This is a genomic window from Acinetobacter lwoffii (genome assembly GCF_022809915.1).
GTDB lineage: Bacteria > Pseudomonadota > Gammaproteobacteria > Pseudomonadales > Moraxellaceae > Acinetobacter > Acinetobacter lwoffii_M.
On sequence record NZ_JALGQY010000043.1, the window covers coordinates 1 to 18520 of the forward strand.

An 18520-nucleotide genomic window follows, 5' to 3' on the forward strand; every position below is an offset into this window, starting at 1 on the left:
AAATAAGGTAGCTTAACTAGAGCAGAGTATCACTTATAAATAAGCTTTTAGTTGTTCAAACATGTGGGACCACCTCTGCAGGAGCTGCTTTTGCCAGTTTAATCCTGACAGGTAATGAAGCTATTTCTAGAAAATCAATTATAAATTTAATTGACGGTGAACTACCAATAAGTGAAGTTAAACAACTTCCTGGCACTGAAAAAATTGATCTAGTTTTAGGCTCACGCCTTTTTCGATCTAATGGCGTAGAACGTTTTACTTACATTCATCGTCGAATTGGTGAGTTCTTGGGAGCAAAATGGCTAGTAAAACTAGCTGATACTAACCGAAAACGTAAGCGTCTTCTATCCTTGTTCCATAGTCATGAATTTGTTCCGAGTAACTTACGTGGTTTACATTCATGGCTACTGAGTGACCCTACTTTAGTCTCAAGTATTATTAAAGTAGACCCTATAGGTATTCTTGAATATGGTGATGTAGGAACCATAACAGTAGAGCAAGCTCAGACTCTACTAAATAGTATTCAAGATTTAGCTGAAAATAATCCTAGTTTTTATAACTTTTATAATAGAAATGGATACAGCATTCGAGCCTTCACAACGCCAATAATCTTATCTCAAATCCAGAAAATTATAATTCAACCTGATACTCCCTTTGGCTTTAGACTTTTTCTAATAGACGTTATTAAAGGATATCAACTTCCAAATGATTTTATCCAAATATTAACTAACCTTATTAATGATTCCAAAATAGAATTTGCAATACGTAAATCAGCTGGTGAAGCTTTAGCTGTTCAAGAACAATTTATAGATTGGCCTAGTATATATACGCCCCTATTTCAATTAGGTGATGAGTCATCTATTAGATTAGCAATAGAGTTATTAGATGATACTGGCTACAACAAAACCAATGATGATTTAATTGCTAATCTTGCTATTTCATATTTAAAAATGAATAGTAATACTGTCGGACCATTGTGGTATTTACAAGAAAATCTACCTTTAGAACAAATTGAAAATATTCTAAATTCTTTTATTATCGGAGTTAAAACTTTAGATAAAAATGATTATTCAGAAATTAAAAGTGAAGCCAAAAATTTTGCATATCGATTAATTCTAAGATTTATAGAAAATTATGATATCACTCCTAAAAAGCTATGGGATTGGCTAAAACCTTTTGGGAAGGTATTTGGATATCAAGATGAAAATGTTCAAAAGCTAGCAAAATTTTTAAAAAATGATTACAAATCAAAGCAAAAATTACAGTATATGGTTTTGCTAGATTTACCATCTGAAGAAAATATTTGGCAAAGAAGCATGTATCTTTCAAGCCGATCTTCTGGTTTAACTCTTACTCCTGAAGATCTAGTTTTTATTCTTAAACAATTATATTTAATAAATTCTACAGATGCTCGCTGGAAAGAAATTGTTCAATTAATACGACATGATGGTGAAATTGGCAAGGAGGTAAGAGATGCTGCGTTACCCTTTACTCTTAATAACAAGAATGATCAAAATTGGTTAAATCAAATTTCCGTCGTTGAATTAGAAAATTGGCAAATTAAAGATCTTGAACGTAAAAAACAAACCGAAGTCAAAAAAACTGCTGATAGAGCCAAGCAAAGATTATTTTATATTCCAAATATCGACCGATTACGCCAAGGTGAATATGAAATAATACTTAAACCAGCCAAAGTTTATTTATCTCTGTTTACTGATATTAGTAAAGAAATACCGCCACATGAACGCATATCTGATTGGGTGGGAGCTGATATTTCTGAAGCATGTATGGATGGCTTTGAAGCAAACTTAGTTAAGAATCCACCTGATGTTAGTGCACAAGATATTGCAATTATTTTGCCTCAAGGGAAATTCTACCAAGTAGGTTATATTCTACTAGTTGCATTAGCTGAACGTGTTAGAAATAATAAATATTTTCTTGACCTACCAAATGAAAGACTAATAGCTGCTTACCTTCTTCTATCACATCGTCGGTATGATGAGATTGCTGGAATCAATAATCTTTATACATATATTATTGAAGAACTTCAAAAAAGAGGAATTTTCAAAGAAGCAATACAAACTTTTTATGAACCATACTTTATAGCTCAATGCACTCATATTGGTGGGCTATCACAATTTATGAGAAAAGCAGAATATGCTGAATTAGGTACTGAATTAGCAACAAATTGGTTGAGTAAATTTAAAAATCTTAATATCGAGGATGAAAAGGAACTTGCTGATTGTTTACTACACAATGGAAAATTTGAAGAATTGAAACAGCTTGTTCCTTCCTTAGATTTATTAGCTGATGAAGAACGACTAAAATACTGGATATCTGTCAGCATACTTATAAATTTCAAAGAAACAATCAATAGTCTAGGAAATCAACCAATTGATAAAAGTTTTATTTGGACTTTACGAGATAGAATAACTGGTCGCTACAGAGAGAATCATTATAAAAATCTATTAGATACCAATCAACTTGAGTGGATTATTACAACTTTCCGCAAATTATGGCCAAATGTAGGTCAACCTATAGGAGGAACATTTGGGGATACAAATCCTTGGGATGCTTCTGAATTCATGGTTCAGCTTATTAAACTATTAGGTAAAAACTATAGTGATGAAGCTTGTAAAGCAATGGAGCGTTTAAAAATATCATCTTTCGACGAATACACAGACTTAATTAAAACAGTACAGTATGAACAAAAACTTATTCGTAGCGAGCATCGCTATATATCACCAACGATTAATACAATTAAAGCATTTATTAATAATGATAATCCTCAATCAATCACTGATTTACAAACAGTCATATTAGATGAGCTAAGTATCGTTCAAGCAAAAATTATGAGTGATGATGCTGAATCTTGGCGTGGATTTTTAAATGATCAAGGTAAGCCTTTTAATGAAGAACGATGTCGAGATCATCTAATTGGTTTACTTCGTCAAGGTGATAAAATAATCACATATGAACCTGAAGTACATGTAGCAGATGACAAAGAAGTTGATATCACTTGTGCTGTAGGCAAACTTCGTCTACCAATTGAAATAAAAGGTCAGTGGCACCCTGACCTTTGGACTGGAGCAGACAAGCAACTTAATAAATTATATGCCACTGATTGGAGAGCTGAAGATAGAGGTATTTATCTAGTACTCTGGTTTGGAGAGAGATCTGATAATAAAAAATTAAAAACACCAGGGAGAGGTAAACTCAAACCTAATACCCCTCATCAACTACAAGAAATGTTGGTACTAAATAGTCGACCAGCTCAGGAAGGTAAAATTAATATAGTAGTTCTTGATTGCAATAGAACAAGACTTTGAAAACACATTTTCAAAAATTGTCATAGGTTGTGTCGTTTTATCCAAAAAATGACATAGGTTGTGTCGCTGATCAATGTCATTATGCGTCGCAACTACACTCAAGTCATTGAAGTTAATAAACTCGAAATGACAAACAATGTGTCGCATGACGTTTACCGTCACGCGACACATAAGTTGTCATTTACGACTCATAGTTTGTCATAAAAAACCGCCAATACTGGCGGTTTTTTTACATCACATAACAATTAAAATTCTTTTGTCACACTCAGACCAGCACTCCAGTTCCGCCCTTCTGCCGGCTCATAATAACGTCCTTCTGGTCTACTACTTTCATTAACAATCACCGAACCAGAATAATCTTTATCAAACAGGTTATCGACACGCGCAAAAGTATTCACCGCCCAATCTTGCATTTTCCAGTGATAACCTACATTGGCACCAGCGACTGTGTAGCTTGGTGCAGTATCAGAATTTAAGTCGTTCACATAAATCTTATCGGAGTAACGCACATCGAGTCCTGCATGTAAGCCATTTTCAGGCTTCCAGCCCAGACTTAAAAATGCCTGATTTTTGGCAATCCCCGGAATATAGTTCCCGGCTGCAATAGCGGTAACCGTACCGATTGCGGGAATTTCAGCATCAAAAGTAGCATCTATATAGCTATAGCTGGCTTGAGCAGTGAGATCACGCCAAAGGTTTTTGCTCCAGGAGAGTTCAACACCTTCTCTTAAAGTTTTATCGGCATTACGGAAGGTCGATCGCCCATTATCATTTTCTGCAGAGACAATATCATTCTCAGTTTGGATGTGGAAAATAGCAACAGTGAAATCACCTAAAATATTGGCAGACTTTAAGCCAATTTCATAAGTTTCACTTTCAGCGGCTTTTAAACTAAAGCTGCGGTTTTCTGCAGTATTTGCAGGATAAGACATTTCAGTAAAGGTCGGCGTTTCAAAGCCTTGTGCATAACTGACATAAGTCATCAGCTCAGGTAAAATCTGCCAGCTTAACGCAGCTGAAGGCAAGAATTTATGATAATCGGTTTTACCTGAATTATCGCCATTCGCCAGAAACTTGTCTGTAGACTTGAAATGTACATTGCTATAACGTAGCCCTGCATCTAAAGTCCAATCGGGAGCAAAGTGATAAGAAGCTTGCAAATACGGATCTAAATTCCATAGGGTATTATCTTCATCTCGACGCAGTTCACCTTTAACCCCCAAGCGATCACCTAAAAAGTTTTGATAGCCTTTACGGTCTTCGGTCATCGCATCAATCGCAACACCAGCAATCAGTTTTAAATTTGGTAAAACTTCTTTGCCTGTCCAGCGTAAATCTGCCCCATAAAAATTACGGTCAAAATCAATCACGCCACCCACATGATTAACTCCACCTTGTGCTGTACGAGGAATCGATTGATATTGCGTGACTGCGCGCTGTCCCCAGTAGGCCATGCCATACAGTTCATGCTGGTCATTGATCGGTTTATTCCAGGTCAAACCTGTTTGCAACTGCTCAATTTCTTTACGTGCATTATAAAGAAGGACGTTGGTCGCGACCTGTCGGGGATTGACCTTCCACTGTTCTCGGGTTAAACCGCCCGGATCATCCGCTGCAATTTTAACGTAGTTATTCATCCAGTTGATTTTAGAACCATCTTCCAGATCCCAAGTCAGCTTGGCATTATGCAGAACTTTATGTGCACTGCTGTGGTCACGGTAACCATTGGTATCAAAATAAGAGGAGCTAATGACATAGCTTGGCTCTGAAGCATTCTCTGAACCGCCTTGCAAAACCAGCTTGGTCTGCCCTTTGTTCTGGCTCCCTGCAGAATGCCCCAGTTCAATTGAGTCAGCGCCTTGCCCTTCCCTTGTGGTGGTTAAAATCGTTCCTCCGGAAGAGTTGCCATACAGTGATGAAAATCCACCACCCAATACTTCAATATGGCCCAGACTATTCAAGTCAATATTCGAGGTTTGCCCCTGTCCATCCGGCATTGTTGCAGGGATTCCATCTACATATAAACGCACACCACGCACACCAAAACTGGAACGTGCCCCAAAGCCTCGCATCGAAATTTGTAGGTCTTGGGCATAGTTTTCACGATTGTTTAACTGTAATCCCGGAACGCCTTTTAATGTTTCCGAAAGATTCACATTCATGCTGTTATCTTGTTCTTGATTCAGATAATACACTGACGCCGGTGTGGTCAATCGCTCCCGATCTGTACGGGTCGCTTGAATGACAATCGTGTCTAACCTTTGGACTTCTTGTGTATCATTTTCTGCATAAATGTTCTGACCTGCGCAAGCAATCAGGCAGGACAAGGTCGATCTCACGAATGGAAATTTCGGGCTTTGGTACATAAATGACAGGCCTTATTTGAAAGTGGTTTAATGCGGCAAATACCTTATCGAGATGGCGTACATCTCATGATTCAACTCATTTTGTTTTAAGCATCGATACCAAATAAGTATGCTAATTCGATGACATATAGTTCGCTCAATGAATAGGAATATTTTGAGCTTAAAAATTCTGTGTTCGATAAATTTAGACTTAATTAATCCTTTATCTGAATTTCGCTTAAAATCAGCCATATACAAAGCATATTATTTTAATGCGATCTGAATGAAATTGAGCTTTCAGCAACAAATCAACATCATTTCTCTGTGTCCTTAAAACTCGATGTAGGCATTCAACAATAGCGTATAAAAAAGCCTGACGAATCAGGCTTTTTTATACTGAATTAAAAGTTCAACTATTTATTATCTGGCAAGGCATAAGCCACCAGAGAGTCGCCCATTTTAGTCCCAAAGGAACCATGACCACCTGCCATAATGACCACATACTGCTTGCCATTGGCTTCATAGGTCATTGGTGTAGCCTGACCACCTGCAGGTAGACGGCCTTTCCACAACTCATCACCGTTGTTCACATTGATGGCGCGAATGTAGTTATCTTGAGTTCCGCCCACAAACATCACGTTGCCCGCAGTTGAAATAGGACCTCCCAACATCGGCACACCCATTTTGAATGGCGGCAATGGAATGCCCGGCATACTGTCACGAATGGTACCGATGCGGCGTTTCCATGCCACTTCATGAGTATTTAAGTCCACACCTGCAACAAAGCCCCATGATGGCTGTTTACACGGTAGACCGAATGGAGACAGGAACGCACTGATTTCAACGCCATAAGGCACACCATACATCGGTTGAACGCCGGCTTCTGTACCTGCACCTTTAGCCGTCTTAGGACGGTTCGGATCTTGAGGAATCAGTTTTGATACAAATGGCAGGCCAATCGGGTTGGTTAATGCAATTTGACGGTCCGGATTCACCGACATACCACCCCATTCAAACACACCTAGGTTACCCGGGAAGACCAGCGTCCCATTTTCAGAAGGTGGGGTATAAATGCCATCGTAATTCAGTTTGTGGAAAGCAACACGGCAGACCAACTGGTCAAACATGGTCGCACCCCACATCTGTTTATCGGTCAATTTATCTTGTGGCGCCAGATTAAAGTCAGAGAACGGTTGAGTTTTAGAATAGAACTCGCCTTTGGTTTGAGGTCCACGCTTCACAGATTGTGGTACCGGTTTCTCGGTAATCGGTACAATGGCTTTACCATTACGACGATCCAGTACAAAAGCATTCCCGGTTTTGGTCAAGACATAAATGGCTGGAACCATATTGCCGTTTTTGTCTTTAATCTCGGTCAATGTCGGCTGTGAAGGTACGTCCATATCCCACAAATCATGATGGGTAGTCTGGAAATTCCATACCAGCTTACCAGTCGTCGCATTCAGGGCCAGCATCGAGTTGGCATAACGCTCGTCCAGTTCAGTCCGGTGACCACCGTAAATATCCGGTGTACCGACACCCGTTGGTACGTAGACGATATCCAGCTCTGCATCATAGGCCAAAGGTGCCCATGCATTAGGTGAATTATGTACAAATTTTTGACCCGGTGCAGGAATCAAATTCGGATCTTCAGCGCCTGTGTCAAATACCCAAAGCAGTTCACCGGTATTCACGTCATAACCACGGATCACACCCGATGGTTCTTCAGTTGAATAGTTGTCGGTAGTTGAACCCGCAATAATAATGGTGGTGCCGGTTACTACAGGCGGTGAGGTTGGAATATAACCGCCCGGATATGGGAATGGCATATCTTTTTGCAGATCGACTTCGCCATTTTTACCAAAATCAGAACAGACTTTACCGGTGGTCGCATTGACCGCCACTAAACGCCCATCATTGACCGGTAAAATGACTTTTTGTGGACATTCAGCAGAGCTGCTTTTTTTCGCAGCGAGACTGCTTTCAAAACCAGCCGTATTGTTGACATCATAATAAGACACGCCACGGCAGGTTAAATGCTGATAGGTATGATCGGCTTTCAGTTTTGGATCATAAGTCCATTTCGCCTTACCAGTTGCCGGATCAAGCGCAGTCAATTTCTGGTGAGTGGTACAGATGTACATGTTGTCACCCACCTTGATTGGAGTAACCTGATTGGTGGTTTCACCCGAGTCATTTTCAGTCTTGAATTCGCCCGTGTGATATTCCCAAGCCACCTGCAAATCTTTGACGTTTTCAGTATTAATCTGCTTTAAGGGTGAATAACGCAAACCGGACTGGGTACGACCATAAGCTGGCCAGTCTTCATCTGCCACACCGGGAATTGGCTGGTGGGTTGCGGGCTGCTGGGATTTTAATTCACCGCGAATTTCTTGCGGGTCATTAAATACAGCATAAATCATGACGGCAATAGTAATGGCCAATGAAGCACCCAAGGCAATTTTCGCACCTTTGCTTTGATCAAAGCCACGTGTTACCGCCGGAATAAGCAGCGCTAAACCAAACAGACCTAAAATATCCAAACGCGGCGCAAGTGCAAAGAAATCTGAACCGACTTCCCATAGGCCCCACACCACTGTTGCCAAAACGAATATGGCATAAACCAGAAGTGCAGCGCTTTTTCGTTTATACAAGAGAACTGCGGTCGCAATAAAGAGAATACCTGCAATGATGTAGTACCAAGACCCACCCAGCACTGCAAGATAAATCCCTCCAATCAGCAGTCCTATACCGAAAACAGCGGCAATGACCGCTAAAATTGTTTTCAGTACTGAACCTGATGAAGTATTCATGTTGAACACCTATAAAAGTTTTTTTGAAAGTCCATGCACATGACAGGCATGAGCACCCTTATTGTTAAATTCTGAGTTATAAATACATCAATGTCTTAAGCAGGCATTGCCCATTACTGCAACAAAGCACCTAGAGATTCAATAGTGTATTTGCAACTAAAAACTATATTTTAAAATGACGTATTAAACTTGATTCCGCCCACCCAGACATTTTCACCATCTTTATATGCACCGACGTGACGCACATATTGCACATTCGGGCGAATGGTGAGCCAATTAGTGGCATGTAAGCCATAATAAATTTCTGCATCGATTTCTTGATGACGGTCAGCACTGACATCGTCATTCATGTTGATGCGTGCAATACCAAATGCGATTTCATCTTGAGGGCGTGAATCCATTGCACCCTTATAAACCAGCCCGATATTTTGCATATCACTGACATTATTGGTTTTGGAGTCATGCACTGTCGCATTCACAAAGCCGGTCAAACCACGCGAAGTATCTCCGTGATGTGCAGTCAATTGTTGCTTGGCAACAATCCAGCCCCCATGGTGATGATCGGTTTGATCTGGATTGGAAATGACTTCAGCATCCGCTGTACTGTAGTAATAACCGGCACGATATTCACCCGGTAGTTTCTGTTCACCCAGTTTAGGCGTCCAAACCACTTCTGCAGGAAGCATTGCCCCTTTAGAACCATCCGTACTCAGATTAAACCCTTTACCACGTTCCAGATTCTCAGGGTTGTACTCATAAGCACCGACTTGGGCATAAAATTCAGGGTTAATATTGTATTTGACCCGTGCAGCCCATTGGCTTACCGGCCAGTTGTACCACTGATCACCGACCCAGTTCCCGACTTGTGAACCGCATAGGGCCAGATTCTGAAAATCGCAGTCAAAACTGTTGAAGTCTTCACCTTCACCGAAACGTCCGACTTTCACATCCAGTTTTTGTTCCAGGAATTTTTTCTTGATCCATAAATCAGTCAGACGCCAGGTTTGACCGCGGCCCCAGACTTCTTGTACTGAACTTAAATGGCCATTTAAAGCAGCAGTGCTTTGAGACAGTGACTGACCATTACGCTGGGTCACTGTTATTTGCGCTTCGGTATCTTGCCAGCCTGCAATTTTTGCCAGATCCAGATGTGCCCCAAAAACAAACTGGTCCGCATATTCAGTTCTATGGCTTGAAGATCTTTGCGCATCGATCAAGCTTGCCATTTCACCGGTATAACCAAAACTGAAATCATAGCCCTGATTTTGGAGTGCTGTACGTTGCCCGTTCCAGTCACCGAGCATCCACGGGCTTTCCGAACTGAAAGCAGCTTCAGCATGCACGGTTGTCGTGGTTAAGATGAAAGAGGCACAGCAAAGGTAAACGGCCTTCGATAATGGGGATAGATACATTGAATGTGATACCTTCATCACAATATGAAGCTTTTTATTATACGCCTGTTGATTTTAAAAAATCGTTACTAATAGATAAAAAGTATGAATAAAATGTTATATTTATTAGTATTATTATATGCTTTTTGTAAATTTAAAGATTATAAGTATTTGTTTATCATCATATTAAATTTAACAAAATCAAACCATAGTTCCAAAGAAAAATTTGATATTCATCAGATAGATTTAGCTTTAATTTCTTATAAAAGATTCAGAGATAAATCAGCTCCATTACTATTTAATTTTCTTCATTTCAAATCATGCAACGCTACATTTTTTGTTGATTGAATACTGAATCACTATTGCGATAAGGCTTTTAAAAACATGAAAAAATTATTGTCATTTCACCATAAACTTTTAAAAATTAGATTATGCTAAAGTTATTCTGATAAGAAATTGCGTCGCTTTAAAACAATAATCTAGCTTAATAGACGAGAACAAGCATGAAAGGTTCAATCCTTGATTTTTCTATTCAACACAATACCGGTTTTATCTCGGGGGATGATAATCAGCGCTATAGCTTTAATGGCGCAGACTGGCGTAGTGAGCGTCCACCTTCACGCGGTGATCGGGTCGATTTTATCGTCAATACCGCGGGTGAAGCATCTGAGGTTTATTTAACCTCAGGCAGTTCTATTTATCTGGGAGAAAAAATTTCCAGTCAGCTTGGCAAATATTCAAATCTGGATCAAGCCGAGGAAAATTACAGCAGCATTGACTGGTTTGTAAAATGTCTGACCAACTATGCAAACTTTTCCGGCCGTGCACGCCGTAAAGAATTTTGGTTCTTTATGCTGTTTTGTGTAATTTTAGGCATTGTTGCTGAGGTAATTGATACAGTTTTAGGCACTAAACCGCTGGTGAATAGCCTGCTTAATCTGGCACTTCTAGTCCCAAGTCTGGCCGTTGGCGCGCGTCGCTTGCATGATGTAGGACGCTCTGGTTGGTGGCAATTACTGACGCTTACCGTGATTGGCATACTGGTACTGATCTGGTGGTGGGCAACTGAAACCAAGCAACAAAACAATGAGTATGGTGCTCCTGCCAAATAACCGAACCTTACAAATCCCGTCTTGATGCGGGATTTGTTTATCGATTATTTAATGACTAAATATCAGCAAAATCAGACTTTCTCCATGCTGCAAGATCAATTAGTGAAATTTCCAGATGCTGTATGGGTGCAAATCTATAAAGATAAAATGCAGCTGATGAATATAGATGGCACGATTACGCATACTCTGCTACCCGATGTGCCCTATGCCCATCCGCGGAGTATTATTGCCGACTTTGATGCAGCCGCGGTGACGCTGAAACGGCTGTTACCATCGTCAATGATGAAGAAACTATTTAGCTCTATAGCACTGCTGCAAATTATGGATCTGCCTGAAGACGGTTTAACCGAAGTTGAAAAGCGTGCGTTACTCGAACTCGGTTATGAAAGTAGCGTGCAAAATGTCATCCTGTTTGACCATGCAGGAAATGCTCTGACCAAAGCCAGAGTTCCCCCCCAACATCGAATGACGATCATCAACATTTTACTGGTGATCATCATTATGGTGGTGCTGGCATCGACCTGGTTTTTGACGCTTTAAATATTCATCCAAGAGCAAAAATCCCGCATTAAGCGGGATTTTTATTGAGATAACCATCTAATAAGAGAATTGATCTGTATAGATGTAGCAGCTTATAGACAAAACATCTCTAAAAATCAGCTCAAATAAAATAAGCAAAAATTAGAGTTTATTTAAAATAATCTAGCAACTGATTAAAGCGGTCTATTTGATATTTAGGCTGTGCTAGTGCTAACTCTTCCTGACTACCATAACCATAATTTACCGCAATAGTATCAATACCATTTTGACGGGCACCAAAAATGTCATGCTCACGGTCACCGACCATCATGCATTGATCGGCCTGTAACTGTTGCTGCGCTAAAATATACTGAATCAGCTCGGCTTTATTGGTTCGCTCGCCATTCAGCTCACTGCCATAAATGTCGGTAAAATATTGGGCCAGATCAAAATGTTCCAGAATCTGTTTGGCATACACTGTCGGTTTTGCTGTGGCGACAAGCAAGCGATAGCCACGGCGTTTCAGTTCTGCCAACGTTTCTGCTACACTCTCAAAAACATGATTTTCATAGAGACCCTTGACTGCAAAGCGCTCCCGATAACCCATCAAGGCCTGCTCCGCCAGAACATGATCGGCATCAACATTTAAAATTTTGGCTAGTGAGGCTTTTAAAGGAGGACCAATAATCCAGTCGATATTTATCTCGTCACTAATCGGATGGCCAATCTTTTCCAGACCATAGCGCGCAGACGTCGTAATCCCCACTTTCGGATCGGTTAATGTCCCATCCAGATCAATTAAAATATTCTTAATCACCGCCCATCCCCTCTCATTAGTACCGATATAAATTAATATCGAGAGTTCATTCAAATTTGCCTATACTAATGCAATTTTAGTGAATGAAGGACATCATTTTGCGCCCTACCGTACTTTGCTTTTCCGGTTTAGACCCTTCAGGTGGAGCCGGCCTTCAAGCAGATATTGAAGCCATTGGTCAAAGTGGTGCACATGCGGCAATTGCCTGCACAGCCCTCACCATTCAAAATTCACAGCAGGTTTTTGGTTTCGAAGCCACTTCCAGAGAATTGCTATTGGCACAGGCCAATGCGGTAGTCAATGACCTGCCCATTCGTTGCGTAAAATCCGGCATGTTAGGCACCACAGACAATATCGCGGCTCTGGCGGAGTTTCTGACTGCACATCCAGATTATCTGTATGTGCTGGATCCGGTTTTAGTCGCCAATAGTGGCGGCTCGCTGGGCAATCAGGCAACGCTGGTCAAAGCATTTACCCAGCTTATTCCATTGGCCACCATTTTAACGCCGAATACGGTTGAACTACGTGCCCTAACGGGTGAGCAAGACCTCAAACTGGCTACTCAAAAATTATTTGAAATGGGTGCACAGGCAGTTTTAGTCAAAGGTGGGCATGAAGATACGCCAGATTACATTCAGAACAGCCTGTATATCGCAGGTGAGCTGGTCAACGAAACTCGCTGTCCACGTCTGCCAGGTGAATATCATGGCTCTGGTTGTTCATTGGCCAGTTTCATTGCCGGACGTCTGGCTATGGGCGATCAGTTGAAAACCGCAGTACAGCATGCTGAAACCTGGTTATTTGGGGTATTAAAAAATGCTGAAATTCCTGTTCCAAATGGCCAGAGAATTCCAAAGCGTTTTTAAGATCACACTTCTTAAAATCAAAACTAAAAAAGCCTGAGTCATTCAGGCTTTTTTATCACTGCTATTTTTTAAACAATACTATTTGGCCTGATAAATGATTTTGCTTACATAGGTCGGTAAATTCCAAGCACCACCGGCGAAGCCTTTGCATTGTACGGTCAGACCACTGAAGCTTTTGACAAATTTCTTGCCATTCCAGGCCCATTCGTTCTGACTCAGACAATCGCCCAAACCACGCACTTTATGCCCGGAAAATATCTGGCCTTGGCTAAATGTTTCTCCTGAGGTGGTTACCAGCTGTTTCAGCTGCTTGTTTTTGTCCATCAGCCAGAAGCCACTACCCATATTATAAGCTCCGCGCCAGCACGGAATCTGAATCAGCTGAGTCTGAGCATTAATGGGATAAATCGTCATAACATCATCATTGAGAAAACGCTGGCTAAACAGCAAATCACATTGATCCTCGTTGGTGGTGGCTTGCAGTTTTCGAATCATCTGCTGACTTGTTGCCGTATTCAGTTTTGCTTGAGTGACTTTGCCTGACTGATATTTTGGGATCTGAATTTTCGGTATCGCTGCAGCTTTGAGCACCGCCTGATTGGATTTTTTCCCCGGCCTGATCAAGGCTGAGGGCGTAGAAAGTCGACGCTGAAATTCATCCATCTTGAGTAAAACGGCACTGGCACCGGAAGTCGACAGGTTCCAGCGTGATTGCGTATTCTTAAATACAACCGGAGCTGTTCCCTGTACAGCTTTTAGCAAGGCTCGCGTTTGATCAGTACTGAGTTGCCCTATTCCCTCCCGATTCAGACCAATCACACCATAAGGTGTGCTGGCAATTTGTAGCTGAAGCTGTCGTGTAGGTGTGGCAGCAGCTAAGGGTAAAATCTGGACTTGGGCTTTGATACTACTGTTTGCACCCTCAGCACGCTCTAGTAGCACCGAAACCGGCTGATCAATATCTTGATCCGATTGATAACCGGCAGCACGGCAGGTACCAGTATTATCACAGGCAATTTCCCAGTCTTTATGTGAAAAATGCAGTCCCTGAATGGCCGCCAGACTTAATGAGCTGATACTGGCTAGACCAAATGTGATACTCATGATTTTGATACCATAGATCCATTTTTGTTTCATCATTTAGTCCTTATTTAAAACGCTTGCCGAGGTAGCAGGCTGCATCTGCTCAATCTGCTTCTGTTTATCTTTTTTCTTGCGCTCATTGCTCAAAGTCGCCATTAAATCCTGCGCCAAAGCCTTAAGCAAGATCATATCTTCGGCCTGCATCTGTCTAGGTTGTTTATCCAGCAAACACAAACTCCCAAGCGCAATTCCATTTTTATCTTTTAAGGGCACACCGGCATAGAAACGGATATGATGCTGTCTTAACTCTGACAGATGTGGAAAGCGCGGGTCACGCTGCAAGTCTTCTATCACCAAAGGCTCATTCTGATAAAGCAGATGGGTGCAAACTGAATCCTTGCACATTTTCCGGGTTGCAATAGGTTCTTGGGTAAAAGGACTAACTGGAATATACATTCCGTGCTGATTCAGCCAGGAAATTTGTGCGTAATCAACGTCAAAGGCTTGACGGGCTTCTTCAATATATTGTTTATAAAGGATCTGATGACGGTGATCCAATAAACCCAACTCATTTAAAGCCTGCTGCCGTTCTTTTTCATTCTTGATCTCCAGATTCTCAAACCAGCTTTCGCCTTCATTCAAGGTATAAGTTTCGACAGTCAGAATCAGATCATCGACATTATTGACCAGTGCTTCCAGCTCAAAACGTTGTTGCAGTTCATCCAGAAGCTCCAGCTGCATCACGCTCCAAGTCGCAAAAATGATTTTCAGCTCAGGATATTGCTGTGCCAGTCTATATTTCAGCAACCGGATCTGTGCCGCAGGCGCATGATGAAAAATCGACACACATAAAATCTTGATCGAAGCTGGTAATGCAATACCCTTTCCTGATTCACTCGATTGAATCAGCACATCCGAATCATTTCGGGCAGCAATATTTTTGAGATTCAGCGCGTGTGCCACCATGGCAGAAATTTGGGTATCAATTTCCCAACGCGCACCGACACAATAAACTTCGGGCTGCTCGGTACTTAATTTACTCGGATAGGCTTTTTGAAACGCATGATTAAAGAACTGTAAGCCCTGATAAAGACGCAAACGGTGCTCGGCAGTAACATCAGTATCATGTCCTTGAGAATAAATCCGAATGGCTGGAATGGCCACTTCGCCATAGAACATTTGTACACGACGGGCCACCTCCTCTGCACTGGGCTTTTTCGGTAATTGCGCACAGATGTAATCATTGGCTACCTGCATTGCATCATTGACTTCATCAGCCACCAGTCGTTGATAAAAACGTTCGGAGGGTGACAATACTGGCGTACTGCCAAGCAAAGTTTTAACAAAACCCAGTGCCGGCACGTAGTTGGACAAAACCAGCAGGCAGGCAGTCAACGGCGTCGACAAGATCAGCCCTACCGGTCCCCAGAGGGTGGTCCAGAACGTGGCCGCCAGAATAATTGCCAAAGTAGACAGACCGGTACTTTCCCCATACAGCCAAGGTTCAATCACGTTATTGCTGATGAGTTCCAGCACCAGTATCAAGCCCACAGTCCACAGCACCATGTCCCAGCCCGGATCAACGGCGAAAGCCAGTGTAATCGGGAAAATAGCTGAAACGATCGGGCCAACATAGGGTACAAAACGCATAACCACCGCGACCAGCCCCCACATGATCGCTGCCGGCACGCCAATCAATAACAGCCCAATCGCCATGGGAATACCATAAGTGACATTGACCAGCAGCTGCATGCGCAAATAGGTTCCGATACTTTTTCCGGCATCATCCAGCGCATCGGTGCCGATATTCAGATTACCGCCCAAGAGTTTCAGAAAACGGTCATGCAAGTCTTTGCCATTGAATAAAATCAATACCATAAACAGGAACACAATCCCGATAATCGCCAACGGATTCAGGATTTTATTCAACCAGTCTAGGGCAGCTTCTTCACTCGTTGGTTCCAAACCGACCACTTTGACATTCTGCACATTTGGGTCTTCTGTTTCCTGTTCTGGGGTGTCTATCGAATCTTCGACTGTGTCAAAGGTCTGGATCGCACCGTCCCACATACTCGGTCCCTGACGATAGTTTTCGAGCATTTTCAGTTTTTGCTGGATGGTGTCCTGATATTGCGGCAGTTCCTGACTTAGCTTGCCAAGTTGCACCCCCAGATAAGTTGCAGTGCCACCCAGAAATGACAAGGTCAGGCACATGACCAGGCCAATCGCCGCCCATTGGGGACAGCCCCAGCGCTTTAAACGGGAAACCAGAGGAGAAAGTAAAAATGCCAGCAGAATGGCCAAAGCCAGCGGAATAAAAATATCACGGCCAAAATACAACGCCGTCATGACCACAGCAGCAATTACAAAGCCTGCCATCATTCTGAGTGCATGTTGGGTGCGCTGCCGCTCGGACTGATCCGGCATCAATACTTCAGTCTGTTGTTGCAGGTTGGCCTGTCTTGGTTTTACTTGACTGTTCTTGTTGTTATCCACCTGAAAAGTCCTAAAATATTATTCCTTCAACATAATTTAGGACTTTCTATATTTTTGTTACAAAGGTATTCCTGTAATCATTTGCAAAGATATTTCACTTAAATCTTTTCAGGTGAGTGGATTAACTCATGCTTTTGATCCGGCGCATTTTCCGGGTTTCGAGTTGCACAGGGACTGAGGTATGTTGATGCAGCAATTGCCATTTGCCCTGCTGCTTGATGAGACACATGCTGACCCGACACCAGCCCAACTGAAAAATCGGTTCAATCACCGCATAATTTACCCGTACATAACCATCGACCACAGCCAGATCATGCGTGACATGAATATTCATATTCTGCCGCTCTACACGTATTCCTTCGGGCATAAAGTGCCGATATTGTTGCCAGAGAGCCTGATAGGCTTCGACACCTTTCACTTCCATACTGACATCGACCAAACGGATTTCCGGTCGGCACAATTGAACAATATCCTGAATTTCGAGTCTGGCTATGGCATTGTCCCACTCTCGAAGAAATGCCATGACTTCCCGAACCAATTGTTCATCCCCAAAAATCTGCATTAAATTTTCCTCAATCGGACAAGTCAGACCTGAAATCTGGGATTCAATCAACTCACCCGATTTCTGATCTTTTGTTCTTATTATTTTGCCTATGCTAAAGCGTTATTCTCGCTTTGCTCTCCCCACTGCCTGATTGGATACAGCCCACCTGAAGATTATTTTTTAAATTATTTTTATTTCAATCAGGATGAATATGCTGTTTCTAGATTGGATGATTCAAAAATCAGCAGCGATTAAAAGTTACTTTAGAACTTTTATTGCATGCCTGTAAATGACATAAAGCGTCATTTAAAAATAGAAATAATTTTAGATCTGAATAAGATAGCGGGCTGTTACAGACCAAGTCGATCTGTTTATAAATTTCGTATGGCATTAATAAAGTTTTAAGGCATTTGATCCATGCCATATCAACAGATAAAAGCCATCATTCAGATAATGGCTTTACTATAGGTCTGCTTTGGCATTTCAATGATTTCGACACAAAGCTGTATTTTTAAGTCTGGCTGGGCCGCAATATATTGCTGCATGACGTCGAGCACCAATTCGGAAATTGCCTGACGAACTTCGACACTGCGCCCGCTCAACAGTGAAACTTTAGCATGCACATAGGCCTGATCTGTAACAACATTCAGTCCAATCACATAATCCTGCTGCATAATCGCACGACTTTTTAAATCATTGGGATCGGTGACATGGCCGGCGTTAAAAAGTGCCTGATGAATCGCGACCAATAAGGGTTTGATCTCGATATGTTGCAGATTGTCAGAATATTCCAGATGCAGGTGCGGCATTAAAGGGATCTCAAATCGAAATGTGAGGATCAGGCGACAGGAAAATGATCAGCCCCGAATTTCAGCAATAATGAGAATAATACGATTAGGGTGTGTTGACACTTTTAGCTTAAAAAAATAGCGAAGTAGTAAAATCAAATCGCCAAACCCAATTTTACTATTCGCTATGCCTCGTACCATGCTGACAGATCAACACTGGCAAAAGTTGAAAGTTATTCTGCGTAATTTATCCATTCACCACAACTCAAATTTACGCAATTTTATTGAAGCTATTCTCTATAGAATTAGAACAGGCTGTCCGTGGCGAGATATTCCTTGCTGTTTTGGTCATTCAAACTCTATTTTCAAACGTTTTAATCGTTGGTCAAGCAGCGGTAAGTTACTTAGATTATTCAA

General features: G+C 41.7%; 13 protein-coding genes. 5 read left to right on the plus strand and 8 right to left on the minus strand.

All coding sequences use genetic code 11. The features are described from left to right. Positions 1–287: 287 nt before the first annotated feature. Positions 288–3329 (plus strand): hypothetical protein, encoded by a 3042-nt coding sequence (locus MTX11_RS15100; protein ID WP_243475471.1) that lies wholly within the window; start codon positions 288–290, stop codon positions 3327–3329. A gap of 245 nt (positions 3330–3574) precedes the next feature. On the opposite strand, the gene MTX11_RS15105 is transcribed toward MTX11_RS15100, so the two are convergent. The 3 genes from MTX11_RS15105 to MTX11_RS15115 form a co-directional block, all read right to left on the minus strand. Next, the gene (locus MTX11_RS15105; protein ID WP_243475472.1) at positions 3575–5695 is read right to left on the minus strand and encodes a TonB-dependent receptor; all 2121 of its coding nucleotides are present in this window, start codon (positions 5693–5695) and stop codon (positions 3575–3577) included. A gap of 392 nt (positions 5696–6087) precedes the next feature. Then, on the minus strand, positions 6088–8487 hold the full coding sequence (locus tag MTX11_RS15110) for a glucose/quinate/shikimate family membrane-bound PQQ-dependent dehydrogenase (protein WP_243475473.1): 2400 nt from the start codon (positions 8485–8487) through the stop codon (positions 6088–6090). Between the two features lie 170 nt (positions 8488–8657). Next, a complete protein-coding gene (locus MTX11_RS15115; protein ID WP_243475474.1) occupies positions 8658–9899 on the minus strand; it encodes a carbohydrate porin in 1242 nt (413 codons plus the stop codon). Positions 9900–10381: 482 nt separating this feature from the next. On the opposite strand from MTX11_RS15115, the gene MTX11_RS15120 reads away from it, so the two are divergent. Both MTX11_RS15120 and MTX11_RS15125 read left to right on the plus strand, forming a co-directional pair. Further along, positions 10382–10990: a DUF805 domain-containing protein gene (locus MTX11_RS15120; protein WP_004732088.1), complete on the plus strand. Its 609-nt coding sequence runs from the start codon at positions 10382–10384 to the stop codon at positions 10988–10990. Between the two features lie 24 nt (positions 10991–11014). After that, positions 11015–11530: a hypothetical protein gene (locus tag MTX11_RS15125; protein ID WP_004645901.1), complete on the plus strand. Its 516-nt coding sequence runs from the start codon at positions 11015–11017 to the stop codon at positions 11528–11530. A 148-nt stretch (positions 11531–11678) separates the two neighbouring features. Here the strand turns inward: MTX11_RS15125 and MTX11_RS15130 are convergent, their stop codons facing one another. Beyond that, positions 11679–12326, minus strand: a complete 648-nt coding sequence (locus MTX11_RS15130) for an HAD-IA family hydrolase (RefSeq protein WP_243475475.1) — start codon at positions 12324–12326, stop codon at positions 11679–11681. A gap of 98 nt (positions 12327–12424) precedes the next feature. Between MTX11_RS15130 and MTX11_RS15135 the strand changes: the two genes are divergently transcribed. Further along, complete coding sequence (locus tag MTX11_RS15135; protein ID WP_243475476.1) at positions 12425–13192, plus strand: hydroxymethylpyrimidine/phosphomethylpyrimidine kinase; 768 nt, start codon at positions 12425–12427, stop codon at positions 13190–13192. Positions 13193–13270: 78 nt separating this feature from the next. On the opposite strand, the gene MTX11_RS15140 is transcribed toward MTX11_RS15135, so the two are convergent. From MTX11_RS15140 to MTX11_RS15155, 4 genes are all read right to left on the minus strand, one after another. Then, positions 13271–14329 (minus strand): DUF1176 domain-containing protein, encoded by a 1059-nt coding sequence (locus MTX11_RS15140; RefSeq protein ID WP_243475477.1) that lies wholly within the window; start codon positions 14327–14329, stop codon positions 13271–13273. Positions 14330–14332: 3 nt separating this feature from the next. After that, positions 14333–16771 (minus strand): AI-2E family transporter, encoded by a 2439-nt coding sequence (locus MTX11_RS15145; protein ID WP_243475478.1) that lies wholly within the window; start codon positions 16769–16771, stop codon positions 14333–14335. Positions 16772–16892: 121 nt separating this feature from the next. Beyond that, complete coding sequence (locus MTX11_RS15150; RefSeq protein WP_243475479.1) at positions 16893–17333, minus strand: YybH family protein; 441 nt, start codon at positions 17331–17333, stop codon at positions 16893–16895. A gap of 428 nt (positions 17334–17761) precedes the next feature. Further along, complete coding sequence (locus MTX11_RS15155) at positions 17762–18124, minus strand: 5-carboxymethyl-2-hydroxymuconate Delta-isomerase (RefSeq protein ID WP_129717772.1); 363 nt, start codon at positions 18122–18124, stop codon at positions 17762–17764. 166 nt (positions 18125–18290) lie between these two features. Between MTX11_RS15155 and MTX11_RS15160 the strand changes: the two genes are divergently transcribed. Further along, positions 18291–18520, plus strand: a 230-nt coding sequence (locus MTX11_RS15160) for a transposase (protein ID WP_243474662.1), incomplete at its 3' end; no start/stop codon positions are given.

What these genes read in the sequence shown, in the direction of transcription:
- MTX11_RS15115 (WP_243475474.1), bottom strand. Translation starts at nt 9,899, where the DNA reads ATGTATCTATCCCCATTATCGAAGGCCGTTTACCTTTGCTGTGCCTCT.
- MTX11_RS15120 (WP_004732088.1), top strand. Translation starts at nt 10,382, where the DNA reads ATGAAAGGTTCAATCCTTGATTTTTCTATTCAACACAATACCGGTTTT.
- MTX11_RS15125 (WP_004645901.1), top strand. Translation starts at nt 11,015, where the DNA reads ATGCGGGATTTGTTTATCGATTATTTAATGACTAAATATCAGCAAAAT.
- MTX11_RS15155 (WP_129717772.1), bottom strand. Translation starts at nt 18,124, where the DNA reads ATGCCGCACCTGCATCTGGAATATTCTGACAATCTGCAACATATCGAG.
- MTX11_RS15105 (WP_243475472.1), bottom strand. Translation starts at nt 5,695, where the DNA reads ATGTACCAAAGCCCGAAATTTCCATTCGTGAGATCGACCTTGTCCTGC.
- MTX11_RS15110 (WP_243475473.1), bottom strand. Translation starts at nt 8,487, where the DNA reads ATGAATACTTCATCAGGTTCAGTACTGAAAACAATTTTAGCGGTCATT.
- MTX11_RS15150 (WP_243475479.1), bottom strand. Translation starts at nt 17,333, where the DNA reads ATGCAGATTTTTGGGGATGAACAATTGGTTCGGGAAGTCATGGCATTT.
- MTX11_RS15140 (WP_243475477.1), bottom strand. Translation starts at nt 14,329, where the DNA reads ATGAAACAAAAATGGATCTATGGTATCAAAATCATGAGTATCACATTT.